The sequence below is a fragment of the Bradyrhizobium algeriense genome, assembly GCF_003062295.1.
In the GTDB taxonomy this organism is placed as follows: domain Bacteria; phylum Pseudomonadota; class Alphaproteobacteria; order Rhizobiales; family Xanthobacteraceae; genus Bradyrhizobium; species Bradyrhizobium algeriense.
Genome location: NZ_PYCN01000004.1, coordinates 376,243 through 403,200 on the forward strand (window position 1 = coordinate 376,243; position 26,958 = coordinate 403,200).

The 26,958-nt window shown below is 63.5% G+C and carries 24 protein-coding genes; 15 read left to right on the top strand and 9 right to left on the bottom strand.

The features are described 5' to 3' along the window. The first annotated feature begins 104 nt into the window (after positions 1-104). Together C7G61_RS12805 and C7G61_RS12810 are read left to right on the top strand one after the other, a co-directional pair. Positions 105-2,231: a methyl-accepting chemotaxis protein gene (locus C7G61_RS12805; protein WP_108514433.1), complete on the top strand. Its 2,127-nt coding sequence runs from the start codon at positions 105-107 to the stop codon at positions 2,229-2,231. A gap of 139 nt (positions 2,232-2,370) precedes the next feature. After that, entirely contained in the window at positions 2,371-3,432 is a 1,062-nt protein-coding gene (locus C7G61_RS12810) for an MBL fold metallo-hydrolase (RefSeq protein ID WP_108514434.1), read from the top strand. Positions 3,433-3,462: 30 nt separating this feature from the next. On the opposite strand, the gene C7G61_RS12815 is transcribed toward C7G61_RS12810, so the two are convergent. Both C7G61_RS12815 and mdcA read right to left on the bottom strand, forming a co-directional pair. After that, the gene (locus tag C7G61_RS12815) at positions 3,463-4,848 is read right to left on the bottom strand and encodes a malonyl-CoA decarboxylase (protein WP_108514435.1); all 1,386 of its coding nucleotides are present in this window, start codon (positions 4,846-4,848) and stop codon (positions 3,463-3,465) included. 5 nt (positions 4,849-4,853) lie between these two features. After that, positions 4,854-6,554: a malonate decarboxylase subunit alpha gene (gene mdcA, locus C7G61_RS12820; RefSeq protein ID WP_108514436.1), complete on the bottom strand. Its 1,701-nt coding sequence runs from the start codon at positions 6,552-6,554 to the stop codon at positions 4,854-4,856. Between the two features lie 110 nt (positions 6,555-6,664). Here mdcA and C7G61_RS12825 point away from each other — a divergent pair, with 110 nt between their 5' ends. The 3 genes from C7G61_RS12825 to C7G61_RS12835 all read left to right on the top strand — a co-directional run bounded on the left by C7G61_RS12825 (position 6,665) and on the right by C7G61_RS12835 (position 12,558). Beyond that, a complete protein-coding gene (locus tag C7G61_RS12825) occupies positions 6,665-7,543 on the top strand; it encodes a LysR substrate-binding domain-containing protein (RefSeq protein WP_108514437.1) in 879 nt (292 codons plus the stop codon). 145 nt (positions 7,544-7,688) lie between these two features. Beyond that, a complete protein-coding gene (gene hemA, locus C7G61_RS12830; protein WP_108514438.1) occupies positions 7,689-8,918 on the top strand; it encodes a 5-aminolevulinate synthase in 1,230 nt (409 codons plus the stop codon). A 130-nt stretch (positions 8,919-9,048) separates the two neighbouring features. After that, positions 9,049-12,558, top strand: a complete 3,510-nt coding sequence (locus C7G61_RS12835; protein ID WP_108514439.1) for a PAS domain-containing hybrid sensor histidine kinase/response regulator — start codon at positions 9,049-9,051, stop codon at positions 12,556-12,558. A 64-nt stretch (positions 12,559-12,622) separates the two neighbouring features. On the opposite strand, the gene C7G61_RS12840 is transcribed toward C7G61_RS12835, so the two are convergent. The 4 genes from C7G61_RS12840 to C7G61_RS12855 form a co-directional block, all read right to left on the bottom strand. Beyond that, the gene (locus tag C7G61_RS12840; protein WP_108514440.1) at positions 12,623-13,159 is read right to left on the bottom strand and encodes an REP-associated tyrosine transposase; all 537 of its coding nucleotides are present in this window, start codon (positions 13,157-13,159) and stop codon (positions 12,623-12,625) included. A 64-nt stretch (positions 13,160-13,223) separates the two neighbouring features. Further along, positions 13,224-13,898, bottom strand: coding sequence for a response regulator (locus C7G61_RS12845; protein WP_108514441.1), 675 nt, complete (start codon positions 13,896-13,898; stop codon positions 13,224-13,226). Positions 13,899-14,135: 237 nt separating this feature from the next. Further along, positions 14,136-16,268 (bottom strand): DUF294 nucleotidyltransferase-like domain-containing protein, encoded by a 2,133-nt coding sequence (locus tag C7G61_RS12850; protein WP_108514442.1) that lies wholly within the window; start codon positions 16,266-16,268, stop codon positions 14,136-14,138. 45 nt (positions 16,269-16,313) lie between these two features. Continuing rightward, the gene (locus tag C7G61_RS12855; RefSeq protein WP_108514443.1) at positions 16,314-16,934 is read right to left on the bottom strand and encodes a hypothetical protein; all 621 of its coding nucleotides are present in this window, start codon (positions 16,932-16,934) and stop codon (positions 16,314-16,316) included. A gap of 290 nt (positions 16,935-17,224) precedes the next feature. On the opposite strand from C7G61_RS12855, the gene C7G61_RS12860 reads away from it, so the two are divergent. The 6 genes from C7G61_RS12860 to C7G61_RS12885 all read left to right on the top strand — a co-directional run bounded on the left by C7G61_RS12860 (position 17,225) and on the right by C7G61_RS12885 (position 22,639). Then, positions 17,225-17,503 carry a DUF4212 domain-containing protein gene (locus tag C7G61_RS12860; protein ID WP_108514444.1) on the top strand — a complete coding sequence of 93 codons (279 nt, stop codon included), beginning with the start codon at positions 17,225-17,227 and terminating at the stop codon, positions 17,501-17,503. A gap of 12 nt (positions 17,504-17,515) precedes the next feature. After that, positions 17,516-19,495: a sodium:solute symporter family protein gene (locus C7G61_RS12865; protein WP_108514445.1), complete on the top strand. Its 1,980-nt coding sequence runs from the start codon at positions 17,516-17,518 to the stop codon at positions 19,493-19,495. Between the two features lie 172 nt (positions 19,496-19,667). After that, the gene (locus C7G61_RS12870; RefSeq protein WP_202975772.1) at positions 19,668-19,988 is read left to right on the top strand and encodes a YggT family protein; all 321 of its coding nucleotides are present in this window, start codon (positions 19,668-19,670) and stop codon (positions 19,986-19,988) included. After that, entirely contained in the window at positions 19,985-20,308 is a 324-nt protein-coding gene (locus C7G61_RS12875; protein WP_108514447.1) for a hypothetical protein, read from the top strand. The genes C7G61_RS12870 and C7G61_RS12875 overlap by 4 nt, the downstream gene beginning before the upstream one ends. A gap of 82 nt (positions 20,309-20,390) precedes the next feature. Next, positions 20,391-20,759 (top strand): hypothetical protein, encoded by a 369-nt coding sequence (locus tag C7G61_RS12880; protein WP_145963603.1) that lies wholly within the window; start codon positions 20,391-20,393, stop codon positions 20,757-20,759. 230 nt (positions 20,760-20,989) lie between these two features. Then, the gene (locus tag C7G61_RS12885; protein ID WP_190241786.1) at positions 20,990-22,639 is read left to right on the top strand and encodes an MFS transporter; all 1,650 of its coding nucleotides are present in this window, start codon (positions 20,990-20,992) and stop codon (positions 22,637-22,639) included. 84 nt (positions 22,640-22,723) lie between these two features. Here the strand turns inward: C7G61_RS12885 and C7G61_RS12890 are convergent, their stop codons facing one another. The 3 genes from C7G61_RS12890 to C7G61_RS12900 all read right to left on the bottom strand — a co-directional run bounded on the left by C7G61_RS12890 (position 22,724) and on the right by C7G61_RS12900 (position 24,593). Next, positions 22,724-23,197, bottom strand: coding sequence for a secondary thiamine-phosphate synthase enzyme YjbQ (locus C7G61_RS12890; RefSeq protein ID WP_108514450.1), 474 nt, complete (start codon positions 23,195-23,197; stop codon positions 22,724-22,726). A gap of 167 nt (positions 23,198-23,364) precedes the next feature. After that, a complete protein-coding gene (locus C7G61_RS12895) occupies positions 23,365-23,904 on the bottom strand; it encodes a hypothetical protein (RefSeq protein WP_108514451.1) in 540 nt (179 codons plus the stop codon). Positions 23,905-23,969: 65 nt separating this feature from the next. After that, positions 23,970-24,593 (bottom strand): 2-hydroxychromene-2-carboxylate isomerase, encoded by a 624-nt coding sequence (locus C7G61_RS12900; protein ID WP_108514452.1) that lies wholly within the window; start codon positions 24,591-24,593, stop codon positions 23,970-23,972. Between the two features lie 275 nt (positions 24,594-24,868). Between C7G61_RS12900 and C7G61_RS12905 the strand changes: the two genes are divergently transcribed. The 4 genes from C7G61_RS12905 to C7G61_RS12920 all read left to right on the top strand — a co-directional run bounded on the left by C7G61_RS12905 (position 24,869) and on the right by C7G61_RS12920 (position 26,958). Further along, positions 24,869-25,240, top strand: a complete 372-nt coding sequence (locus C7G61_RS12905; protein WP_108514453.1) for an AtpZ/AtpI family protein — start codon at positions 24,869-24,871, stop codon at positions 25,238-25,240. 69 nt (positions 25,241-25,309) lie between these two features. Beyond that, positions 25,310-26,065, top strand: coding sequence for a F0F1 ATP synthase subunit A (locus C7G61_RS12910; RefSeq protein WP_108514454.1), 756 nt, complete (start codon positions 25,310-25,312; stop codon positions 26,063-26,065). Between the two features lie 54 nt (positions 26,066-26,119). Then, positions 26,120-26,350: a F0F1 ATP synthase subunit C gene (locus C7G61_RS12915; protein ID WP_016847054.1), complete on the top strand. Its 231-nt coding sequence runs from the start codon at positions 26,120-26,122 to the stop codon at positions 26,348-26,350. Positions 26,351-26,409: 59 nt separating this feature from the next. Continuing rightward, on the top strand, positions 26,410-26,958 hold the full coding sequence (locus tag C7G61_RS12920) for a F0F1 ATP synthase subunit B family protein (protein WP_108514455.1): 549 nt from the start codon (positions 26,410-26,412) through the stop codon (positions 26,956-26,958).

The following is a 26,958-nucleotide window of genomic DNA, read 5'->3' on the forward strand; positions in this document are numbered from 1 at the left end:
AAATGCGGCGAAAGCCCCTTCCGGTTCCAAACTTGTTAACCGGGTACCGTGATACTGCCGCGCGAGGAAACACCTCAAGGTAGCGTAGACGGGACAGCGGGAAAATGTCGGCACGATCCAAATCACGGCTCAAGGGTTTTCGCTTCGGCGTCAGGGGCAGTCTGTTTGCCGCCTTCGCCGTCATCGCCGGCATGGCGATCGTCATCTCCGCCGGCGCCGGCCTGATGCTCGGGCGGCTCGGCGGGACCATGGTCGATCTGAGCGGACGGGATATCCCCCGTCTCGCCGCCAGCCTGCAGCTATCCGCGCAGAGCGCCAGCCTCGCCAGCCAGGGGCCGGCGCTGCTGGCTGCGCGCAGCGAAGAGGCGCTGAACGATCGCACCAGGAAAATGAAGGAAACCCAGGCGGTCGCGCTGCAGAAGCTCGGCGAGATCGTCGAACTCGGTGCCGACAAGGCGGTCGTCGCGGCACTCACCGAGAACATGAAGAACATCGATGCGGTGATCAAGAGCCTCGGCTCGGCCGCGCGCGAGCGGCTCGAACTGGGCGCCCAGCACGAAAAGCTCTACGACGCGGTGCGCAAGGCCCAGCGGCGCTTCGTGGCCGCGGCCGGCCCAGCAGCCATCGACGCGCAGACCGAGCTCTACAGCATCTACGCGGCCCCCAACTTCTCGCAGGCCGAAGCCATCCGGGCACACAAAACCGCCGACCAGCTCGCCGATATCGCCGCCAGCGGCAATCTCATGGCGTTCGACATGATCGCCGCGCTTTCGACCACCAGCGGCGAAGTGCTCGAAGCCACCGCCCGGGACTTCCGCACCGCGCAGGCGCGCGTGAGGGCGAATCTCGAAGCGCTGCCCAAGACCACGGCGATGCGGTCCGTTCAAAACACAACCTTGAGCCTGCTGGCGCTTGCCGACGGCAAGATGGGCGTCTTCAAGGTCCGCCAGCAGGAACTGGACGCGGACGATTTCGGCCAGACCATTCTGGAGGAAACCCGCAAGCTCAATGTCGGCCTCGGCATCAGCGTGCAGCAACTGGTCGACGCCGTGCAGAAGGAAACCGACGCAGCGGCCTGGCAGGCGCGTCAGGAGATCTCGTTCGGGACCATGGTCATGCTCGCCCTCGGCGTCATGACGCTGGTCGGTTCGATCCTGTTCGTCTGGCTCTATGTCGGCCGCAACATCCTGCGGCGGATCAGCAACCTGCAGCGCTCGATGCAATTGCTGTCCAGCGGCGACCTCGAATCGGAGGTCTATCAAAGCCACCAGGAGGACGAGATCGGCGCCATGGTGGATTCGCTGCAGGTGTTCCGCGAGAGCATGATCCAGAGCCGCGCGCTCTCCGCCGAGCAGGACAAGGATCGCATCGCCAAGGCCGAGCGCGCCAACCGCATGGAAGCGCGCATCGTCGAGTTCGAATCCACCGTTCGCACCGCGCTCGACAGCCTGTCGTCCGCGGCTGGCTCGATGCAGTCGACCGCGCAAAGCATGTCGGCGACCGCCGATCAATCGAGCGCACTGGTGACCGCGGTGGCGACCGCCGCCGAGCAGACTTCGGCCAACGTGCAGACCGTGTCGTCGGGCACCGAGGAATTGTCCTCCTCGATCGAGGAAATCGGCCGTCAGGTCATCACCTCGGCGGAGATCGCCCGCAAGGCGGTCGACGACGCCGGCGCGACCGATGCCACCATGCAAGGGCTTGCGGACAACGCCGCCCGGATCAGCGTGGTGGTCGATCTGATCCAGACCATCGCCTCGCAGACCAACCTCTTGGCGCTGAACGCCACCATCGAGGCGGCGCGCGCCGGCGACGCCGGCCGCGGCTTCGCCGTGGTCGCTTCCGAGGTGAAGAGCCTCGCCAACCAGACCGCGAAGGCCACCGACGAGATCCGTCAGCAGATCGTCAGCATGCAGACGGTGACGACGACGGCGGTCTCCGCGATCAGGGACATCAGCAACACGATCAGCGAGATCAACGAGGTGACCACCGCGATCGCGGCCGCGGTCGAGGAACAGGGTGCGGCGACACGCGAGATCGCGCGCAACATCCAGCACGCCGCCGGCGGCACCAGCGAGGTTTCCACCAACATCGTCGGCGTCTCCAGCGCCTCGGCGGAGGCCGGAACGGCGGCCGGCCAGGTGCTGACCGCCTCCGGCGCGCTGCGCCGCGAGGCCGACGTGCTGCGCGAGGAAATCGACGCGTTCCTGTCGAACATCCGGGCGGCATAAAAACACCGTCATTCCGGGGCGTCCGAAGGACGAACCCGGAATCTCGAGATTCCGGGTTCGCATCTTCGATGCGCCCCGGAATGACAGCCAGCCCGTTTTTCGGCTGGCGCGGCGCCGCCTCTGCCGCTAAGCCGGTAGCATGCATTCGAAAACCGACATCGCGCAGTCCTCGGCCGAGGCACTGCGATACCCCTTCGAAAACCACCCCGGCCACGATCAGGTCGTCGAGGTGGTGCCCGGCGTGCTTTGGGTCCGCCTGAAGCTGCCGTTCCGGCTCAATCACGTGAACATCTATCTGCTGGCCGATGGCGACGGCTGGGCGATGATCGATTCCGGATTCGGCAATGAGGAATCCATCGCGGCCTGGACCACCCTGTTCGAGGGGCCGCTCCGGCATGTGAAGGTGACGCGGCTGATCGTCACCCATTCGCATCCCGATCACGTCGGCCTTGCCGGCTGGATCACGGAGCGTTTCGACTGCCCGCTGCAGATGTCGCAGGTCGAATACCTGCAATCGGTCTATCACCAGAACCGCGGCACCGAGGAGCGCCGCAACGCGCAGCGGCTGTTCTTCCGCCGTCACGGCATGGACGAGAGCCTGACCGACCGGTTGCTCGGCCGCGGCCAGGACTATTTGAAGCGGGTTTCGGTGCTGCCGCCGTCCTATCGCCGCATCTCGCATGGCGACGAGGTCGTGATCGGCACGCGACGCTTCAAGGTGATCACCGGCGGCGGCCATGCGCTCGACCAGGTGATGCTGTATTGCGCCGCCGACAAGCTGTTCCTCTCCGCCGACCAGGTGCTGAGCAAGATCTCGCCCAATGTCAGCGTCTGGGCCGTCGAGCCCGACCAGAACTCGCTCGGCGAATATCTGGCCTCGCTCGCCAGCCTCACCACCACGCTGCCCTACGACGTCATGGTGCTGCCCGGTCACGGCGTGCCGTTCTACGGGCTGAAGACCCGCATCAAGCAACTCGCCGACCACCACGAGGACCGCTGCCGCCTGATCGCCGAAGCCTGCCGGGAAGTGCCGCAGACTTCCAAGGAACTCGTGCCGGTCGTGTTCCACAAGCACGTGCTGGACGAGCACCAGATGGGCTTTGCCGCAGGCGAACTGGTCGCCCACGTCAACTACATGCTGGTCGAGGGCCGCCTGACCTGCGAGGTCGGCGACGGCATATTGCGGTTCCGCACTACCTGAGCAGCCGGCCTGCGCTGCCGCCTTGGGTAGCTAGTTGAGAGTGGACGCTTCTCGGCGTTGCCGGGCCATGATCAGCGCGTCGACGTCAGGCGACCGCACCACCGTCCCGTCATGGGCGAAGGTCTCATGGTTGGCCTCGATCGTTCCGGGGTCGTAGAGGTAATTGACCATGATGCCGAAGGATTCGTCGATGCCGCGCGGCGCGGCATTGCCGAGCCAGTTGATGCGCTCCAGCCGCGCGCCATTGCCGAGATGGAAGCGCGCAACCGGATCGATCGGCGGCTTCGATGCGACCGGTCGCGTCAGATAGGTCGCACAATGGTGCATCAGCCAGGGACGCAGCGCCTCATTCCGCGACGCGTCGCGCCACCACCCGTCAATCTTGAGTTCGGCCAATGCCGCAGCATCGGCCTCGCTCGCATCCGCCAGCGTGCCCGTCAGCCAGCGTCGAAAGCCCGGCACCGGCGACAGGGTGGAGAAGCGGGTCAAATGCGGCAGCTCGGCCTTTAATTCCTCCACCACCTGCTTGATCAGGAAATTGCCGAACGAAACGCCGCGCAGGCCGTCCTGGCAGTTCGAGATCGAATAAAAGATCGCCGTGTCCGCGCGCTGCGCCCGCTGCCGCGCGGCATCGTCGTCGCCGTCCTGGACCAGCAGCGGCTGCACCGCTCCGGCGAGTCCCTGCACCAGCGCGACTTCGACAAAGATCAGCGGTTCGCCCGGCAGTGCCGGATGAAAGAAGGCAAAGCAGCGCCGATCGGGCGCGAGGCGCCGGCGCAGATCATCCCAGCCCTGAATCTCGTGCACCGCCTCATAGGCGATCAGCTTGTCGAGCAGTGCTGCCGGTGACTGCCAGTCGATCCGTCGCAGTTCGAGAAAGCCGCGGTTGAACCAGGATGCGAACAGATGCTTGAGATCGCCATCCAGCGACTTCAGAGCCGGCTCGTCGCGCAGATGCGCCGTCAGCTCCTTGCGCATGGCGACCAGCGCGCCGGTACCGCCGGTTGCCATGTTCATTCGCCGCAACAGCTCCTGTCGCGGCGGATCGGCGGCTTGCGCCAGCCGCGCTGCGCTCTCGGCCGTGGCGCCGGCAAGATAGGCTTGCGCGGCCGCCCGCAACGCGGCGGCGTCGGGCAGGAAGTTGGTGGCGAGATGGCGGTGGAAACGACTACGATCGTCGGCATCGAGGCCGCGCAGGACGTCGTGCAGCTCGCGCGCGACCACCGCGCCGGAGGCTTCGCCGCGTTCGGACAGCAAGGCTGCCGCGAGCCGCTTCGCCTGATCGAGCGGCGCGATTGCATCGGGCGCTGATCCGGCGTCGGCGCTGCCGCGCAGGCCGAGCGAAATCCGAAGCCGCTCCAGCCAGGACGACCCTGACTGTGCGTCGCGCAAATGGCTGGTTCGGGCGTTCTTCATGACGTTTATCCTTCTGCGGAATGGAGCGCCGGCTTCGCCTGGACGTCGGCCGTTGCGGGCTTCGCGACTGACGGCCGAAGGAATTTCGCCGGCGGCGCGTAAAGACCGCCGGAGCAGGCGACGAGATCGCCGAGCGTCTGCGCGGCGAGCAGATCGCGTGTTGCCGTCGTGGTGTCGATGCCGAGATCGGACGGCCGCATCACGATGCCGCGCCTGCGCAAATCCTCGGTCATTTCAGCCGACCGCGCGCGCCCGAATTCGGTGTCACCGGCAATGGCGCGAAGCGCCGCCGCGCGTTCCGCCACTGAGCGGCAAAGCAGGAGATTTGCGACACCTTCCTCGGTGATCACATGGGTGACGTCATCGCCGTAGATCATCACCGGCGGCAATGCGAAGCCCGCGGCCGCCGCCAGGTCGAACGCATCCAGCCGCTCGACAAAGCTCGGCGCGCCGTTGGGCTGCCGGGTCTGGACCATCTGCACGACAAGCTTGCGCCCGCGGATGGTTTCGCCGGCCTCCCTGCCCGCGCGCAACCAGGCCGGACTGTCATGCCGCCGTCCGCGCGCATCGGCGCCCATATTTGGTGCGCCGCCGAAACCGGTGATCCGGTCCTTTGTCGCCGTGGAGCTGTTGCCCTCGGCGTCTATCTGCAGGGTGCCGCCGATGAAGAGGTCGCAGGCATATTGCCCGGCGACCTGGGCCAGCGCGCGGTTCGAACGCAAATTGCCGTCACTGCCCACCGGAAACACGTCTGCACGCGCCGACATGTATCGCTCCATGCCGAGCTCGGAGCCGAAGCAATAAACGTTATCGACGAAGCCGGCCTCGATCGCGGGGATCAGCGTCGGGTGCGGATTGAGCACGAAGTGGCTTGCGACCTTCCCCTTTAGTCCGCGCGCCGCGGCGAAGGTCGGAAGGATCAATTCGATCGCCGCCGTGGCGTAACCGATGCCGTGATTGAGCCGCTGTACTTCGTAGGGCTCATAGACGGCGGCAATCGCCATCATCGCCATCAGGATGTTCTGGTCGCGGACCTTTGCGGGATCGCGCGTGAACAGCGGTTCGATGAGGTATGGCTTTGGGCCGGGGACGACGAAGTCGACCCAATCGCCGGGAATATCGACCCGCGGCAGGCGATCGACGATCTCATTGACCTGTGCCACCACGATCCCGCCACGGAAGGCGGTCGCCTCGGTGATGACAGGCGTGTCCTCGGTATTCGGCCCCGTGTAGAGGTTGCCGTCGCGGTCGGCCTTGTCGGCCACGATCAGCGCAACGCGCGGCGTCAGGTCGACCAGCATCCGCCCGTAAAGTTCGAGATAGGTGTGGATCGCGCCGATCTTCAGCGAACCCATCGCGACCAGTTCGGCGAGCTTGCGGCTTTGCGGGCCTGCAAAGGAAAAGTCGAGGCGGCTGGCGATGCCGCGCTCAAACACCGCGAGGTGATCGGGCAAGGCCAGCACCGACTGCACCATGTGAAGATCATGCAGCCGCGCAGGATCGGCCTTGGCGAGTGCAGCAGCGAGAAAATCGGCCTGCTTCTGATTATCCCCTTCGACCGCGACGCGGTCGAAGGGCTCGATGACGGCCTCGAGCAGCGTCGTGGCCCGATCAGGCGGACAGACTTTTCCGTCGCCGCAGACCGATTGAGCCCTGCGCAAGCGATCGCCGCGGTTTGTCGATCTCGGGGTTGGTTGTTGTGACATCGTGAGCCCTTCCATGGTCCGGGGTACCGATGACCGAAGGTAGGGGCGGGATATTGATTATAGAAACGATATTTTATAATATGATTGATCGCAAAACATAATCAGTTGCCATGCTCGAATTCGACCTCCTCCGCACCTTCGTCGCAGTCGCCGATTGCGGTGGTTTCCACCGTGCCGCCGAGCAGCTCCACCTCACGCAATCGACGGTAAGCCAGCAGATCAAGCGCCTCGAACTCGAGACCAGGCGGCCGCTGTTCCGTCGCACCACACGGACGGTCGCGCTGACCGACGACGGCGAGATGCTGCTGGACGACGCGCGGCGGCTGCTGCAGCTCGAAGAAGCGGCGCGGCGTCGCCTCCACGCCCCGCAACTATCCGGCATGGTGCGCCTGGGCGCGGTCGAGGAAGTTGCCAGCGGTTCGCTGCCGCCCGCGCTCGGCCGCTTCGCCAAATTGCATCCGCACGTGAAGCTCGAGGTGCAGATCGGCGTCAGTTCCGAACTGATCGGAGAGCTCGACGCCGGGCGGCTCGACGTGGTGCTGGCCAAGCGTCCGCTCGGTACATCACGCGGGCGGCTTGCATGGCGCGAGCCGCTGTTGTGGGCCGCCGCAGACGCCTTCGAACTCGCTCCCGGCGCGCCGCTGCCGCTGGCGCTGTACCGCGAACATTCGGTGTCGCGTGAGGCCGCCCTTCAGGCGCTACGCACCAGCGATCTTTCCTGGGAGATCGTCTACACCAGCCCCAGCCTGACCGGTGTCCGCGCCGCGGCCTTGGCCGGCCTTGCCGTCACGCCATTGCCGGTGAGCGCCATCGTCAGTGGCCTGCGTGTTCTCGGTGCCGCAGTGGGCCTGCCGCGCCTTCCGGATCTCGAATTCGCGATCTTTGAACGGGATCGGCCCGCGGCCGCGGCGGCGGCACTGGCGGCAACGCTGGCATCTCTGGCGCCGGCAGCAGAGCAACCCGTTCGCAGGACCAGGAAGCGCAACTAGCGCCTTGATCCCGATCAACATTTGCGCCGCGTTGGTGGCATCCCGGAGGGCGCCGAAATGTGGGAATTCGCATAGACAGCAAAGCTGGAAAGGCTCTAAAAAGGCGCGAAGCCAATCCGGCCGGTTCCGGTTCCAGGTCCTTGTGATGGATTACAGCAAATTTTTCAGTGCCGCCCTCAACCGCCTGCATGACGAGCGGCGCTACCGCGTTTTTGCCGACCTTGAACGGATCGCAGGCCGTTTCCCGCATGCGGTCTGGCACTCGCCGAAGGGCCCGCGCAATGTCGTGATCTGGTGCTCCAACGACTATCTCGGCATGGGCCAGCACCCGAAAGTGGTCGGCGCCATGGTCGAGACCGCCACGAGGGTCGGCACCGGCGCCGGCGGCACCCGCAACATCGCGGGCACCCATCATCCGCTGGTGCAACTCGAACAGGAACTGGCCGACCTGCACGGCAAGCAGGCTTCGCTGCTGTTCACCTCCGGCTACGTCTCGAACCAGACCGGCATCTCGACGATCGCAAAACTCATTCCGAACTGCCTCATTCTATCTGATGCGCTGAACCACAATTCGATGATCGAAGGCGTGCGCCAGGCCGGCTGCGAGCGGCAGATTTTCCGCCACAACGACATGGCGCATCTGGAAGAACTTTTGATCGCGGCGGGTCCCGAGCGGCCCAAGCTGATCGCCTGCGAGAGCCTGTATTCGATGGACGGCGACGTAGCCCCGCTCGCAAAGATCTGCGATCTCGCCGAGAAATACGGCGCCATGACCTATGTCGACGAGGTCCATGCGGTCGGCATGTACGGTCCGCGCGGCGGCGGTATTGCCGAGCGCGACGGCGTCATGCATCGCATCGACGTGCTGGAAGGCACGCTCGCCAAGGCCTTCGGCTGCCTCGGCGGCTACATCGCCGGCAATGCCGAGATCATCGACGCGGTCCGCTCCTACGCTCCGGGCTTCATCTTCACGACGGCGCTGCCGCCCGCGATCTGTTCGGCCGCAACGGCCGCGATCCGCCACCTCAAGACCTCGAACTGGGAGCGCGAGCGCCACCAGGATCGCGCCGCCCGCGTCAAGGCGATCCTCAACGCCGCCGGCCTCCCAGTGATGTCGAACGAGACCCATATCGTGCCGCTGTTCGTCGGCGATCCCGAGAAGTGCAAGCAGGCGTCCGATATCCTGCTGGAGGAGCACGGCATCTATATCCAGCCGATCAACTATCCGACGGTTGCCAAGGGAACCGAGCGGCTGCGGATCACCCCCTCGCCCTACCACGACGATGGCCTGGTCGATCGGCTTGCGGAAGCGCTGCTGCAGGTCTGGGACCGCCTCGGCCTGCCGCTGAAGCAGCAATCGCTGGCGGCCGAGTAACCCTACCCCTCCAAACCTTCGCAAATTGGGCCGGTAGCGCGGTGCGCTGCCGGCCCAAAGCGCTTATACTCGCCTCTTCCGGCCCCGGCGGTTTCGAACGCTCCAAGGCCGGGAAGGGAGACAAGCAGCGATGCTGCACGACTGGGGCGTAATCGCCGCCGCGTTCGCCTATATCGGCCTGTTGTTCGGCGTCGCCAGCTATGGCGACCGGCTGTCGCCGGGTCAGCGCGGCCGTGCCGGCATGCTGATCTATCCGCTGTCGCTGGCGATCTACTGCACTTCCTGGACCTTCTTCGGCTCGGTCGGCTTCGCCACCCGCACCAGCATCGACTTTCTCGCGATCTATCTAGGCCCGATCCTGATGGTCGGGCTATGCACGCCGTTGTTGCGGCGCGTGATCCAGCTCGCCAAGTCGCAGAACATCACCTCGATCGCCGACTTCATCGCGGCGCGCTACGGCAAGAGCCAGGCTGTCGCCGCCACGGTGGCTGTCATCGCGATCGTCGGATCGGTGCCTTACATCGCGCTGCAGCTCAAGGCGGTGGCGTCCTCGCTGGAGACGATCCTGAGCGAGGACAAGCTGTTCTCCTCGATGCCCATTATCGGCGACATCGCGCTGGTCGTGACACTGGCGATGGCGGCATTCGCGGTGCTGTTCGGCACCCGCCAGACCGACGCCACCGAGCACCAGCACGGCCTGATGCTGGCGATCGCCACCGAATCCATCGTCAAGCTGGTGGCCTTTCTCGCCGCCGGCGCCTTTGTCACGTTCTGGATGTTCACGCCCGTCGAGCTGATCGAACGCGCGATGAAGACCCCGGAGGCGGTGCGCGCCATCAACTATGTGCCGTCGATCGGCAATTTCCTCACCATGACGCTGCTGTCGTTCTGCGCGATCATGCTGCTGCCGCGGCAGTTTCACGTCAGCGTGGTCGAGAACTCCAGCCCCGAGGAGGTCAGCCGCGCCCGCTGGCTGTTTCCGCTCTATCTGATCGCCATCAACCTGTTCGTGATTCCGATCGCGCTCGCCGGCCTCGTCACCTTCCCGTTCGGCGCCGTGGACAGCGACATGTACGTATTGGCGCTGCCGATCGAGGCGGATTCCCCGCTGCTGAGCATTGCCGTCTTCGTCGGCGGTCTGTCGGCCGCGACCGCGATGGTGATCGTGGAGTGCGTCGCGCTCTCCATCATGGTCTCCAACGACATCGTCTTGCCGCTGGTGCTGCAGCGCAGCCCGGCGACGCGCGACGGCAGCAAGGATTTCGGCGACTTCCTGCTCAGGATCCGGCGCTTTGCGATCTTCGCCATCATGGTGATGGCGTATTTCTACTATCGCGCGCTCGGCAATGCGCAGCTGGCGGCGATCGGCCTATTGTCGTTCGCAGCGCTTGCCCAGCTGGCGCCGGCCTTCTTCGGCGGCCTGTTCTGGCGCAAGGGAACCGCCCGCGGCGCCATGACCGGCATGCTGGTCGGCTTCGCGGTATGGGCCTATACGCTGTTCCTGCCGAGCTTCCTCGAGGGCAATCCCACCGGCCTGCTGCTGCTGCAACACGGACCGTTCGGCATCGAGGCGCTGCGTCCGCGGGCATTGTTCGGCGCCGATCTGCCGCCGCTGATGCACGGCGTGCTCTGGTCGCTCTCGCTCAACATCCTGACCTACATCGTGATGTCGATCGCGCAACGGCCGTCGTCGATCGAACGGCTGCAGGCGGATCTGTTCGTACCCAACACGCTGACGCCGATCGCGCCGACGTTCCGGCGCTGGCGGACGACCGTTACCGTGCAGGACATCCAGACCACGGTGGCGCAATATCTCGGCCCCGAGCGCGCTGCCCAGGCCTTCGAGGCCTTTGCCGCCGGCCGTCCCGGCAATCTCGATCTGGCCGCGCCCGCCGATTTCGAATTGCTGCAACACGCCGAACGCCTGATCGCCTCCTCGATCGGGGCCGCCTCCTCGCGCCTCGTGATGTCGCTGTTGCTGCGCAAGCGAACCGTCTCCGCCAAGGCCGCGCTGAAGCTGCTCGACGATTCCCACGCCGCGCTGCATTTCAACCGCGAGATCCTGCAGACCGCGCTGAACCATGTGCGCCAGGGCATCGCGGTGTTCGATGCGGATTTGCAGTTGATCTGCTCGAACGCCCAGTTCAGTGAAATTCTGGCGCTGCCGCCGCATCTCGTGCAGCTCGGCATCCCCTTGCAGGAAATCCTCGAATTCATGGGCGCCGTCAGCCCGGCCGACTTCAGCGACTCCGACGGGTTGCTGCAGCGGCGGCTGGATGCCTACACCACCGAGGGCGAGCCCTATCTGGAGCGCCTGCCCGACCGCCACATGGTGATCGAGGTCCGCTCCAACCGGATGCCGGGCGGCGGCTTCGTCGTCACCTTCTCCGACGTCACGCCGAGCTTCGAGGCCGCCGAAGCGCTGGAACGCGCCAATGCGACGCTGGAAAAGCGTGTTCGCGACCGCACCGAGGAGCTCACCCGCCTGAATTCCGAACTGGCGCAGGCCAAGAGCACCGCCGAGGACGCCAACATCTCGAAAACGCGATTCCTGGCAGCCGCCAGCCACGACATCCTGCAGCCGCTCAACGCGGCGCGGCTCTATGTGACGAGCCTGGTCGAGCGGCAGAACGGCGGCGAGGATTCGCGCCTGGTGGAGAACATCGACGACTCGCTGGAGGCGATCGAGGAAATCCTCGGCGCGCTGCTGGACATCTCGCGGCTCGATGCGGGCGCGATGACGACCTCGATCTCAAGCTTCAAGATGGCCGACCTGATGCGCTCGCTCGAGATCGAGTTCGCGCCGATCGCCCGCGCCAAGGGGCTGGAGCTGACCTTCGTGCCCTGCTCGCTGCCGGTGCAATCCGACCGCTCGCTGCTGCGCAGGCTGCTGCAGAATTTCATCTCGAACGCCATCAAATACACCCCGCGCGGGCGCGTGCTGGTCGGCTGCCGCCGCCACGGACAATCGCTGCAGATCGCGGTCTACGACACCGGCGTCGGCATTCCCGTGACCAAGCGCAGCGAGATCTTCAAGGAATTCCATCGCCTCGAGCAGGGCGCGCGGATCGCCCGCGGCCTCGGCCTCGGCCTGTCGATCGTCGAGCGGCTGGCGCGCGTGCTCAACCACGGCATCGCGATCGATGCCAATGTCAGCGGCGGCTCGGTGTTTTCGGTGACCGTGCCGGTCGCCAAGGCGATCGACCACACCGCCGCGGTCACCAGCGCGACGCCGCTCTCCAAAACGCCGATAAGCGGCGCGCTGGTCGTCTGCATCGAGAACGACCCGGCGATCCTCGACGGCATGAAGACGCTGCTGACGGCGTGGGATGCCGAGGTGATCGCCGTGACCGACCCCGACGCCGCGATCGCGGCGATCGAATCCTCCGGCAGCAGCGTGACCGGCCTTCTGGTCGACTACCATCTCGACCGCGGCAACGGCGTCGCCGCAATCCGCGAGATCCGCCGCCGCTTCGGCGAAAACATTCCGGCGATTCTGATCACGGCGGATCGCAGCCCAAATGTCCGGGCGGCCGCGCGCGAGGAGAACATCGCGATCCTCAACAAGCCGGTCAAACCGGCGTCGCTGCGCGCCCTGCTCGGCCAGTGGCGGGCGCAACAGCTGGTGGCGGCGGAGTAGAATCCGTCGTTGCAAGACCGTAGGATGGGTGGAGCGCAGCGATACCCATCACCTCGCCACGTATTCAACGCCGCTCACCATAATCCCCATCCAGACTAGAAACATCACCTGCCCAATCTTCGGGGTAGACACCGTCTCGAACCATGCGATGGAACGACGAATAGGGCCAATCCCTGACCCGTTTGACCAGCCGATGTTTGACCGGGTTGATGTGAACGTAGTCGATGTGGCGCGCAAAATCGGTTTCATCGCGGATTGTGTGCTCCCAATACCGTCGCTGCCAGATGCCGCGCTCTCCTTTCCCAGCACGACTGCTCGAAATCGGCTCGCCGAAAGCAAGCTTCCGGGAAAACGAAGTCTTGATAAGCCGCCACCGCGTGGCGAAATCCGCATCGCCTTCCGGTAGCGTCCAGACCGTGTGGAGATGATCAGGCAACACGACAACCGCATCGATCACGAATGGATAATGCTGCCGCGTCTCGCGGAAGGCTGTCCGCAATGCATCAGCATTCTCAGTTAGCAATCGTAGCCGGCGATCCGCCAGATTGACCGTGAAAAAGAAGCTGCCTCCAGCAATGAAGTTGCGGCGGTAACCGGTCATTGGCGGATTCTCAAATGGTGGGATGATGGGTATCGCTGCGCTCCACCCATCCTACGGCCCGTCGCTACGTCGTCGGCGTGCCCTGGCGCCACTGGCCGCCGGAGATCTTCGCCGCCGCGATCACGGCCTGCGTGCGGCTCTCGACGCCGAGCTTCTGCAGGATCGCCGAAACATGCGCCTTGATGGTCGCTTCCGACACCCCGAGCTCATAGGCGATCTGCTTGTTGAGCAGGCCCTCCGACAGCATCATCAGCACCCGCACCTGTTGTGGCGTCAGCGTCACCAGCCGGTCGCGTAAGCGCGCCATGTCGGGATCGTCGGCCGAGGTGAGATCGGTGTCCGGCGGAACCCAGACGTCGCCCTCCATCACCTTCAAGATGGCGTCGCGCAGGGTTTCGACGCCGAAGCGCTTCGGAATAAAGCCGGAGGCGCCGAAATCCAGCGAGCGTCGGATCGTGCCGGCATCGTCGCTCGCGGACACGATCACCACCGGAATAGCCGGATACTGCGCGCGCAGATAGATCAGGCCGGAGAATCCCGAGATCCCCGGCATGGTGAGATCGAGCAGGATCAAATCGACGTCGGAATCCCGTTCCAGCAGCGCGGTGAGATCGTCGAACGATCCGGCCTCGCTGACGACGGCCGACGCCACCACACTGCCCACCGCCTGCCGCAAAGCATCGCGGAATAGCGGGTGGTCATCGGCAATGACGAGATGGGTATTGGCAGCGGCGGTCATTCAGTTCTTGCGCGAGGTTGCAACGGCACGGACGGGAACAGGCCCGCTGCGTGGATTCAATTGTCCTCCGCCGGGCGGCCGCATGCAAGGCGCAAATATCGCCCTGCGCAGAAGCGGTTAACCGCCCCCTTGTGCATCGCACAATGACTTGACCGGCGGTCACGCAGGTCGGCAGGGCGCGGGTATTGGCCGTCAATCTCCGCGCGGTCCTTGATTGGCGATTGGCACGACAAGCCATCAGCTCTTGAACGGGACGTCGCGAAGCAATTCGTCGACGGATGCCACCGCTTCAAGCGCCGCCCGCAACCGATCCCTGTCGTGAGCTGACAGCTGATTCACCGAGACGGCATTGGAGGGCGGTATGCCGTGAGTGACATCGTCAACCTGCTGCGACACGATCAGATCGAGAAATACGCCATGCGCTTCGCCAAGCGCGTCCAGATCCGTTTCGCTGACATGGAGCAACGCCTTTACGCCGGCCAATCGAGCCGGCGTCGATCGATCCATCACGTGATAGCGGATCGCCATGGCGCGCGCTGCGGAAACGACCCCGAACAGTCCTGCCCTCTTTAGATCGATGCGGCCCTCTTCGGTGCGGATGCCGCCAAGAAATCTCAGGCTCCGGGGAACGCTGATCCCCTCGACCAGAAGCTTGGCGAACGCAACCTGCCCCTCGGCTGCGGCGAAGGCAGCCCGCCGCACGGCGACGGCAAGACTGCCGTCGCCGTGGACGGCGCGCAGGTCGAAGAAAATATCCACGGACAGCAGGTCCTTGGGATCGGATCGCGCGATCCAGTGGTCGATGCGGCTCTGCCAGGTCGCGACCGAGCCGCGCCAGGGCGGATTCTTTGCCATGACGCCGCCCTTGCAGTAGGGCACGCCGGCCTCGTGCAGGATATCCGCGACCAGCGTCCCCAAGCCTGCGAACCAACGATCCTCGCGCCCCTCCGGCTCGCCCTGTTCGAAAATGACGGCATTGTCCTGGTCCATCGCCAGCAGGCTTTCGCCGCGACCGGCCGATCCAAGAACGATCGTTGCGTAGCGGCATGGCGGGCCGCCCTCGCCGCGTTCCCGCATGATTCGCTCGGCGATCGCGGCGGCCTGTCCGGTGAGCCCACCGAGTTCGCGGGAAATCACTTCCGCTATGTCCCGGCCGGATAGTCCCTCGGCCAGCAGCGCTTCCGCGACCCCCGGCAGCTTGGCCCAGGCAACCGCCAGGCCGTGTGCGTCCACCGCATCATCGATCTCCTCGCCGAGCGAAATAGCCTCCCCGGCGCGCAGGCGGAGCAGGTCACGCGCGGACAATGCGCCGACCACGTGGCCTGCCTCATCGACGACGCCGAGGTGGCGGGTCTTGAGACGGTTCATGCGGCCGATTGCTCGATAGACGAACGCGTCATCGAGAACCGCAGCCAGCGGCCGGCTCGTGATTTGTTCGACCGGCAGATCGAGCGCGGCGGCGCCGAACCGGTCGATCGCAGATAGCAGGTCGCGTTCCGTGACAATGCCCGCTTCCGCCGCCTTGACGACGCCGGCAACCGCATGCGGCGCCACGAAGACAGCCGATATTCTTTCGCTCGCAAGCCGCGCGAGCACGTCGCGGACTGAAATGTCGGCCTCCACAAAGACCGGAGGCGTCCGCATGATGTCGCGATTGCGATGCCGATAGGCATAGCTGTCGAAGCGCTTCAGGGTGCGTTCCGCATCGGCGCGTTCCGGAGCTGCGACGGCCTCGATCCAGCCGCTCCGCGCCTGATCGTCGAGTACGGAGGTGAGAGCGAGGCAGGCCCGTTCGGCCTCGGCGATGGTGCGGATCCCGTGATCGCGCAGCTTCGGCACCAGCGCCAGAAACATCCGCGACGCCGTCGTGGCGTCACCGAGCGCGGAATGCCTGCCTGCGACGTCGACACCGAGCCATGCGGCGAGCTCCTCCAGCGAATAGCCGACCAGTTCCGGTGCGGCAATCTGCGCCAGCAGCCGCGTGTCTAGCGTGCGTGGTCGTGTCCACGGTAGACCGGCGAGGTCGCATTCCCGCCTCAGCACCGCAAGATCGAATCCGACCGAATGCCCGATCACGACGGCCTGACCGAGAAACGCGGTGAACCGCGGCCAGACATCGGCGAACAATGGCGAGCCGGCCACCATGGCATCGTCGATGCCGTGAATGCGGGTCGTCTCGGCGGGGATCGATTGACCGGCCGGCCGCAGCAACTGACGGAACTTGTCGCCAGCCACCAGCTTTCCGGCCGACAATCGCACGCCGGCCAGCTCAATCACCCGCGCCTTGCGTGGATCGAGCCCGGTGGTCTCGGTATCGATGACAACGGCGTCGAGCGACAAAAGCGGGACGACGCCACTTGTCTTGTCCATCGCTTCTCCCTGCCGGCAGCCGCACGCGGGGTGATGATCGAAGAACTATGCCACGGCAGCCTTGGTCATTGCCCGTTCCAGCGCCGCCCTGTCCATGCGCGAGATCAATTCATCGTGGATGTTGCACAGGCTGACCCGGAGATAATTCCGCGTGGTCTGGAAATCCCGGCCGCGCAGCTTCTCGTGGATCGGCATCATTGCAAAATAGGCTTCCGCCACCGGCTCGGGAATGTCCATCACCCGTTTGGGGGCGTGCCCTCCGACGAGATCAAGCCGATGCGCCAGGTTGCTGCGCGCGGCCAGCCATGCCTCTTCTCCAATCGACGGCGGAACGGGATAGCGGTCGAAAACCGAAAGAACGACTGATATCAGCTGGTCGAGCATTTGGCGGCGCGGCATCCCGGACTGGGAAGCGAGCACCCCTTCGACCATTTCGCCGACCATCGAGAGTCCCAGCGGAAAGGCCTGCCAGCGAGCGTGCTCGACGGATTGCGCAAACCCCTCTTCGGCAAACAGAACCTTGGCGTAGTGACCTGCCCGCGCACGCGAGTATTCGTAGATGCCCTTCTGCACGATGAAGGCCGATTGCGCGTTGATGAAGTCGGCAAGCTCCTCACGGTCGCGAATCGGCGGACGTGGACGAAATAACTTTTCGAACAGCTTCATCGCACTCTTTCCTGCCAAATGGACCAGGCCGGTTCGCCAGTCTATCCGGCATTTGCCAAGCTCGCACGCTCAAGTGCTGCATTGCCGCTCTTAGCAGCTGCAGCATACTTCTTATTCCCCCAAAGTATTATCGAGTTGGAACCGCCGCTGGTGTTAGCCTTCGTTGACTCCAAACCGGCGCTAGACCGGTTGAAGCCGCGGCATGGGGGGCGCCGCACTGAAGGGATTGCATTCCCCTCGATCATTCAATCCCGGCGCTGACCGGGGTCTTGAAGGAGGATTTGCAACTCATGGCTAACTCCACTGATCTGAAAGCGAAAGAAGAAGCACATTGGGCAAAGACATCGCGCCTGATGTGGACGCACCTGGCCGTCTGGTTCTTCTTCGGCTTTATCATCCACATGTTCGTGAAGCCGCTCAACAATATCATCATTCCGATTCTCGGTTTTCCGCTCGGCTTCTACATGGCCGCGCAAGGCTCGCTCATCGTGTTCGTGGTCATGCTGTTCATGTTCGCGAAGCAGCAGGACAAGATTGACCGCGAATTCGGCTTTGCCGAGGAAGATTGAGGGGGATCGACCATGGCTACACAAGGCACTGCCAGCACCTCGGACTTCATCAAGAATCTGGGGAAGATGTACGGTACTTATACCGGCGGCTTCATCGGATTCATCCTCTTCCTCGCGGTTCTCGAGCAAGTCGGCGTTCCGAACAAGATCCTTGGCTATCTGTTCGTGTTCTTCACGCTCGCGGTTTACGCGATCATCGGAGTGATGACGCGAACGGCAGAAGTCTCCGAGTATTATGTCGCCGGACGGCGTGTCCCGGCTTTCTACAACGGCATGGCGACGGGCGCTGACTGGATGTCGGCGGCATCTTTCGTCGGCATGGCCGGCACCTTGTTCCTGCTCGGCTATGACGGGCTGGCCTGGGTGCTCGGATGGACCGGCGGCTTCGTGCTGGTGTCGATCCTGATCGGACCATACCTGCGCAAGTTCGGCGCCTATACCGTGCCCGACTTCCTGTCGTTCCGGTACGGCGGCAATTTCGCCCGCGCGCTCGGCGTGATCGTGCTGGTTGCCTGCTCCTTCACCTATGTGACGGCGCAAATCTATGGCACCGGCCTGATTGCCTCGCGATTCCTCGGGATGCAGTTCGAGCTTGCCGTTTTCGCCGGACTTGTCGGCATCCTGCTCTGCGCGATGCTGGGCGGCATGCGGGCGGTGACCTGGACGCAGATCGCACAATACATCGTGCTGATCATCGCCTATCTGACCCCGATCGTTATCCTGTCCACCAAGAATTACGGGATTCCGATCCCCGAACTCACTTACGGACAGGCGATTGCGGATATTACCGCGCGCGAGCAACAAATGCTGGCGAACGGCCTGACAACAGCCGCAGCGCTGAAGCCGCACATCCAGCCCTTCATCAACTATAGCCCGCTCAACTTCTTTGGGATCATCATGTGCATGATGGTCGGCACGGCTTCGTTGCCGCACATCCTGATGCGTTACTTCACCACCCCGTCGGTACGTGAAGCGCGCCAGTCCGTGGCGTGGTCGTTGCTGTTCATCTTCCTGCTGTACTTCTCGGCGCCGGCCTACGCGGCGTTCTCCAAGCTGGAAGTCTACACCAACATCATTGGACGCGACCTGACGGCCATCCGCCCTTGGCTGTTCAGCTGGGGCGAGCTGGGGCTGATCCAGATCTGCGGCAAGAACGCAGGCAGCATCGATGCGATTGTTGCAGCGTGCAAGGCGATTGCCGGACATCCCGGTGTCGTCAGACTGCAGGACTTCGTGATCAACACCGACGTGATCGTGCTCTCCACGCCTGAGATCGCGGGACTTCCGTATGTGATCTCGGGTCTGGTCGCCGCCGGCGGTCTCGCCGCCGCGCTGTCCACCGCTGACGGGCTGCTGCTCGCCATCGCAAACGCGCTGTCGCACGACGTTTACTACAAGATGATCGACCCCAACGCGCCGACCATGCGTCGGCTCACGGTGGCTCGCGCTCTCCTTGTGGTCGTCGCCGTGATCGCGGCCGCGACGGCTGCAACCAAACCCGGCGACATCCTGGCCATGGTCGGCTGGGCGTTCTCGCTGGCGATGGCCGGCAACTTCCCGGCTCTCGTGATGGGCGTCTGGTGGAAACGCACGACAGCGGCGGGCGCGGTCTGCGGCATCATCGCCGGGTTCGGATTGTGCCTGTTCTATCTCGTGACAACGCGGTACTTCCCGGGCGCAGGCGTGAAGTACTTCGGCATGACCTCGCTGACCAGCCCGCTGACGGGGGCGCCGCTGGTCGACATCGCGAAAGCCATGGCATTGCCCAATGCCATGGAAAGCTTCCCCACCCTCGCCCACCCGATGGCCAACAAGGTCGGCTGGTTCGACCTCAACAACATCAACTGCGGATTGTTGGGAACGCCACTGGGCTTCGCGGTCATCTACATCGTCAGCAAGCTCGGCAAGGAGCCGTCGGCGGAAATGCAGGCCTATGTCGACGACATCCGCAAGCCGCGGGGCAGGACGGTGCTCGAGGAGAGGACGACCTGACGCTTCTCAAACTGGATATCGACAGACGGGGCCTTTCAGGGCCCCGTCTTTGTTTGTCGCATCATATCTGCCTTGCCCGGACATCCTGCCCTTGCCATTGTTAGAGAACGGCGGATTGCAATAATCGGCCTTTGTCTCATCAGATGGTGTCAGGCAGCGAGGAGAAACTCCCTTGGATTTCGCAAGCTCTCTCTCCGCATACTGGTACTTCCATCTGCCCAACTTTGTTCTTGCAGTATTGATGTACACGCTGCTCGGCCGCGTCCTGCTCGGTTTGATGGTGGATGCAGACTCGCCGAATTACATCTGGCGGTTCTTTTGCCGGATCACCGACCCCGTCGTCGCCGCCGTCGCGATCGTGACGCCGAAGGTGACCCCTCCGGTGCTGCTTTGGCTGTTCGGCTTCGTCTGGCTGTTCTGGCTGCGCGTCGTGCTTCACTACACGTTGCTGTTGCTGAATCTCGCGCCCAGGATCGGCGGAGCAGCGTCATGAACCGCAATTTCTATTTCATCGGGATTGCGTTTTTCGGAATGATCAACGGCATCTTCAACCAACTCGCGCTGATTTTCACGCTGCTGTACGTCCAGTTGCTCGCCGGCCCACTGCTGTTCGGCAGCCTGTCTCTGACACTGATGTTCGCGTCGCTGATGGTCTCGACCGCGACCGTCATTCTGGGTGGAATTCCGGCGGCGCTCTACGAGCGGGCCACCGGCGCATCGGAATCAACCAACGCGTCGCTCTGGATATGGCTTGCTGGAACCGCCATTCTCGCGCTTCCCGCCGCCGGCAATTTTCTTAAAATCGGCCTCTAGCGTACCGGTTCCGGAGTTGAGGCCAGGAGGCCTAGCGGCTACGCTGGGCCTCCATTGGATGCGGGCGATGGAGTGGCGGATCATGGATGAGATGAGCCGTATTGCCTATGAAACGGTGCTGCGTGCCTGCGGCTTCGCATCGCTTGCCATATTCTGCGTCATGATCGGCCTTTCTTTTCTTCCGCGATCTGCTTTCCAGGCCGGCGGCTTTCTCAGCATGACGATGACGCTCGTGCTCATTTTCAAGGCACGCGAAGCAAGGACAAAAGACCACCGCCGGACCGAGATGTGGCTCTATCTGCCCAAGGAGAGCCGGCCGCCGCAGGCTTTCGCCCAACAGATGATTTCAAGCCTCATGCGGGAGACGTATTTGTCGTTCGCGCGCTGGACTGCCATCATCTCGATTGTGATGTGGACCATCGCACTTATTTTCTCGGCCATTGGACTTTAGTCAGGGGCCGCACTCCACACGGGCAGATTCATTCAACAGTTGCCGCGGCTTGATCGACGCAAAGCGGTGCTATGCCCCGCCGAAAGTACTATTGGGCCATTACTCCCGAACATGTAGTCAGGCCTGCAATTACGCGTCGATCTGACGCAACGCACATCTTTGCGATCATAAAAAAGGGGAGCGATTCGGAAATGTCTACAATAACTGCCACGTCCGGCAAGGCCGCCGGGATGACGAAGGACGAACGTTTCGTCATTCTCGCGTCTTCGCTCGGTACTGTCTTCGAATGGTATGACTTCTACCTGTTCGGCTCGCTTGCCAGCGTGATCGGCGCGCAATTCTTCGGCGTCATCGATCCCGCAACGAATCAGCCGATGTTCAACCAGGCCACCCGCGACATCTTCGCGCTGCTGGCGTTCGCCGCGGGCTTCATCGTTCGCCCCTTCGGCGCCATCGTGTTTGGTCGCGTCGGCGACATCGTCGGCCGCAAATACACCTTCCTGGTCACCATTCTGATCATGGGCCTGTCGACCTTCATCGTCGGCATATTGCCCAACGCGGCGACCATCGGCATTGCGGCGCCGATCATTCTGATCGCATTGCGCCTGCTGCAGGGCCTCGCGCTCGGCGGCGAGTACGGCGGTGCGGCGACTTACGTCGCGGAGCATGCCCCGATGGGCAAGCGCGGCTACTACACCTCGTTCATCCAGACCACGGCAACGCTCGGCCTGTTCCTGTCGCTGCTGGTGATCCTGTTCACCCGTTCCGCACTGGGCGAAACCGAATTCGCGAAATGGGGCTGGCGCATTCCGTTCCTGGTCTCGGTGCTGCTGCTCGGCATCTCGGTCTGGATCCGGCTGCGGCTGAATGAATCGCCGGTCTTCCAGAAGATGAAGGACGAGGGCAAGGGCTCCAAGGCGCCGCTGACCGAGGCCTTCGCCAACTGGAGCAACGCCAAGATCGTGATCATCGCCCTGATCGGGGGCGTGATGGGCCAGGGCGTGGTCTGGTACACCGGCCAGTTCTACGCGCTGTTCTTCATGCAATCGATCCTCAAGGTCGACGGCTACACCGCCAACCTCTTGATCGCCTGGTCGCTATTGTTCGGTACCGGGTTCTTCGTCGTGTTCGGTGCACTGTCGGACAAGATCGGCCGCAAGCCGATCATTCTGGCGGGCTGCCTGATCGCGGCGCTGACCTTCTTCCCGATCTTCAAGATGATCACGACCAACGCCAACCCGGCGCTGGAGAAGGCCATCGAGTCGGTCAAGGTGGAAGTGGTCGCAGACAAGGCAGGCTGCGGCGACCTGTTCAACCCGGTCGGCACCCGTCAGTTCACCGCGCCTTGCGACACGGCCCGCGCCTACCTCGCGCAGCAGTCGGTCAAGTATTCGACCAGCTACGGCGCGGCAGGCTCCGGCGTGAAGGTTGTCGTCAACGGCAAGGACGTTCCTTACACCGACGCCAAGGCCTCCAACCCGCAAGTGCTGACGGCCGTACAGGGCGCAGGCTATCCGAAAGCAGGCGACGCCCAGATCGTGAAGATGTCGCACCCATTCGACATCTTCAAGCCGCAGGCCGCGGCGGTGATCGGCCTTCTGTTCATCCTGGTGGTCTACGTCACCATGGTGTACGGGCCGATCGCGGCGATGCTGGTCGAACTGTTCCCGACCAAGATCCGCTACACCTCGATGTCGCTGCCCTATCACATCGGCAACGGCTGGTTCGGCGGCTTGCTGCCGGCGACCTCGTTCGCGATCGTGGCCTCGACCGGCGATATCTACGCGGGTCTGTGGTATCCGATCATCTTCGCGTCGATAACGGCAGTGGTCGGCTTCTTCTTCCTGCCGGAAACCAAGGACGTCGACATCACGAAGTAACCGGTTTCGTTCGGCGGCGGCCGGACGAAGAAACGACGAACCGGCCGCGGAGCGATCCGCGGCCGGTTTGCTTTTGCGGGAGCCTCAATCTGTGGCGCCGATGAACTGCAACACGATCTCGCGCCGGTGCGGCCGCGCGCGGTGCTCGACCAGATAGATCGCCTGCCAGGTGCCCAGGGCGAGCGCGCCCTGCAGCACCGGGACGTGCAGCGAGGTCGCGGTCAACATGGTCTTGATGTGCGCCGGCATGTCGTCCGGCCCCTCGGTATCGTGGCGCCAGCCGACATTCTCGGGCGCGAGCCGGTTCAGCGCCGTCGTCAAATCGACGAGCACGGCCGGATCGGCATTTTCCTGGATCGTCAGCGACGCCGAGGTATGACGAATAAACAGCGTCACCGCGCCTTCGCGCGCATGCACTTCTCGCACGAACTTCGCGACCTCGGCCGTGAGATCGGTAAAGCCCACGCCTGAGGTCTGCACGGTCAGCAGCGAAGATGTGATGGTGCTGGCACTGACGGACGAGGGCGTGGTGCGAGAGAGGGATTTGGGTGCGGCCATGATTTGGATCTCTCAACACGTCGTCCCTGCGAAAGCAGGGACCCATAACCACAGGGAGTTCTTGTTTGCGCGAAGTCGTCGAACAGCATTTGCAAAAACGAAAGGCCGCGGCGTATGGGTCCCTGCGTTCGCAGGGACGACCCGAGAGGACGACAAGCCGTCCCCCGTCAAATCTTGCCGTTGACGTCCCTCTGCACCCGGTTGGCCATCTCGATCAAGCGCCGCCAGGCCCGCTCCAGGAACGACATCATGCGATCCATGTCGCGGTCGCTCGGCAGCGGAATCTCGATCTTGCGCTCGGCCTCGGCTACCTTCGGCTCGCTCTTCTTCAGCGAATCCGATTTCGGCAGCGGCTCTTCGATCTTGCCGGGCACGGTCGGCTCGCGCTCGGCGAGTTGGGCCTTGAACCTTTCATTCTCGGCCTGCAGCCGGACAATGTCGGCTTGCAGACGGCCGATTTCCGTGTCCATCGCCGCGCGTTCGTCGGGGACGGCGTAGCAGGCCCAGCCCGCGCCCGAATTGTTGCAGGTCGAAATCGCGCCGGTTCTTGTATCGAGCCGAAGCACGCCCTCCCCCGTCGGTGACAGCGCATAGCGGCCGTTCTCGGTATCGGGCGCGGCTCCCGCGAGCGCGTGGCCGCCGACTGTGAGACAAAGCGCCAGCACGGCGGGCCTTAAGAATTTCGAGGACGATTTCGCTGTGCTCATGGGCTTGCTCCCGCCTCAGGACAGTACCGGTTTCCTCGACCGCCGGGGCGCTTTCAAGGCACCCCTTACACGACTGAGCTATAGGGCGCGCGGCCGGACTTCAACGCATCTTCCAGCAATTCGAGGCGGTCCTGCCCCCAGAACACTTCGCCCTCGAGCACATAGACCGGCGAGCCGAATACGTCGGCCGCGAGCGCATCCTGCCGGTTCTGCTCATACGCCGCGCTGACTTCCTCCGCGCCGGAGCGCTCCACCAATTGCTTGCCGGGGAGCCCCGATTCGTCGGCGAGTTTTTCGATCGTTGCGGGATCGGCGAGATTGAGCTGATCTTCCCAGACGGCGGCAAAGGCCCGGCGCAAATAGCGGTCGGGATCGTGGCCGGCCTCGAGCGCCGCGATCACGACGCCGTCGGCGAGGCGGGCATTGAATGGCCAGTGCGCCGGCTGCAGATTAAATTTCAGTCCGCGCTTGTCGCGCCAGCGCTGCAGTTCGACCATCCGGTAGCGCTGCCGGACCGGGTGGCGCTTCATCAAAGGCAGGCCGCCGGTCTCCGAAAACAGATCGACCAGCACCACCGGCCTGTGATTTACCTTGAGATCATAAGTACTTACCAGGCGCCTAAAGGACTGATGCCCGATATAGGCCCAGGGCGACTGGAGCGAGAAATAGTAATCGACCTGACGCGGCATGCGGGCTCCGGGGACGGGGATTTTCGCTTCGCTTTGGACATCCCAACAGAGCGTTCAAACGGGTGCAAGATCGATCCGTGTGGCAATACTGCTGCACTGCGATCGAAGGTCCACAGGGCCACGGGCGACATTCAAATAAATCCAGAAAAATCAAAGCACTAGCTGGTTACGGCCCAATCTTGACTTGAATAGACGCGGTAAGTATGGTCCGCGCGGCTTTCAAGGGTGACGGGCGTAATTTCCATCAACCGTTGGCATCGTTTAATGTCTTGGGCATGGCCGAAGACAAGAATGACAACGCAAGTGGAAATCGCGATCAGCCGTCCTCCGACGAAGCTGCGCTTTCCGCAAGGCTCGGAAGTCTGGATCAACGGTTGTCCGAAATTCGGGACAGCCGCAAAATCAAGACTGATCAACCCGGAACTGAAAGCGGAGACAGAGCTGCCAGAGCTTCTGCCATGGCGCTTGGTTTCCGGCTTTCCTCGGAATTGGTCGCGGGCGTTGTCGTCGGAGCGGCGATTGGCTGGGGGTTCGACCGTTTATTGTCGACATCGCCGTTCGGTTTCATCGTGTTTCTGCTGCTCGGCTTCGTCGCCGGTGTGGTCAACGTGGTGAGAACTGCAGGCGCAGGTCCAGGCAGGCGCTGAGCGTCGACGGGAAGTCACGACATTTGAAATTCGATTGCCGGCCAGGCCGGTGGATAAAGAGCCGCGCGGATGAAAATCGACCCGATCCACCAGTTCAATATCGAACCCCTCTTCACGATCGGCCATATCGGCAACCACACGATCGCCTTCACCAACTCGTCGCTCTACATGTTCCTCTCGGTAGCGGTGATCTCGCTATTGATGATCGGCGGCATGGCGCAACGGCAGCTGGTTCCCGGACGGCTGCAGTCGATCGCCGAAATCTCCTACGAGTTCGTCGCCAGCACGATCCGCTCTACCGCCGGCTCGGAAGGCATGAAGTTCTTCCCGCTGATCTTCTCGCTGTTCATGTTCATCTGTATTTCGAACCTGATTGGCATCATCCCCTACACGTTCACGGTTTCGAGCCACATCATCGTCACCGCGGCGCTGGCCTTCCTGGTTTTCTTCACCGTCCTGATCTACGGGATCTACAAGAACGGCCTGAAGTTCTTCAAGATTTTCGTGCCCTCCGGCGTGCCGATCTACATCCTGCCGCTGGTCATGTTCATCGAAATCCTGTCGTTCTTCCTGCGGCCGGTTTCGCACAGCGTACGTCTGTTCGCCAACATGCTGGCCGGCCACATCGCGCTGAAGGTGTTCGCGGGCTTCGTCGCCATGCTCGGCGTCTCGCTTGGCGCGCTCGGCTGGGTCGGCGGCATGCTGCCACTGGCGCTCACCGTTGCGCTGACAGCGCTCGAACTGCTGGTCGCATTCCTGCAGGCCTACGTGTTCGCGATCCTCACCTGCATCTACCTCAACGACGCCATTCATCCGGGACACTAAGCGTCCGGGGAATTTCCACCCTCACTCTGTCTTATCTCTCAAGGAGCTCTAGAAATGGAACCGGCAGCAGCTAAACTTATCGGCGCGGGCATCGCATGCATCGGCATGGGCGGCGCGGGCGTCGGCGTGGGCATCATCTTCGGCAACTACCTCGCCGCAGCGGTGCGCAATCCTTCGGCAGCCCAGGGCCAGTTCGGCAACCTGATCTTCGGTTTCGCCGTGACCGAAGCGCTCGGCATCTTCTCGCTGCTGATCGCGCTGCTGCTGCTGTTCGTTCCGCTCTGAGCTGCACCCTATCGCGCTGCCCGGTCCGGGCGGCGCGCTGACAGCAACAGGAGAACTCCGTGGCTGAAAAGAGTCATGGTACCGGCGCCCACACCGGAGCAGATGGCGGACACGGCGGAGGATTTCCTCCGTTCGAGTCGAGCACGTTTGCTTCGCAGCTGGTGTCGCTCGTCATCGCATTCGTCGCGCTCTATGTGATCGTATCCCGCATCGCGCTGCCGCGCGTCGAAAGCGTGATCGACGCACGTCAGAACGCGATCGAGGGCGATCTGGCCGCGGCGCAGAAGCTGAAGGACGAGTCCGACGCTGCGCTGAAGGCGTATGAGACGGAACTCGCTTCGGCGCGTTCCCGCGCACAAGCCATTGGCAACGAGACCCGCGAGAAGCTGAACGCGGCCTCGGAAGCCGAACGCAAGAAGCTGGAAGACCAGCTGACCACCAGGCTTGCCGCCGCCGAGAAGCAGATCGCGGCGACCCGCGAGACCGCGATGAGCAATGTCCGCGGCATCGCCGCGGATGCTGCCGGCGCGATCGTGCAACGCCTCACCGGCGTGCTGCCCGACAAGAAGACGGTGAGCAAGGCCGTCGATGCTACGTTGAAGGGATAG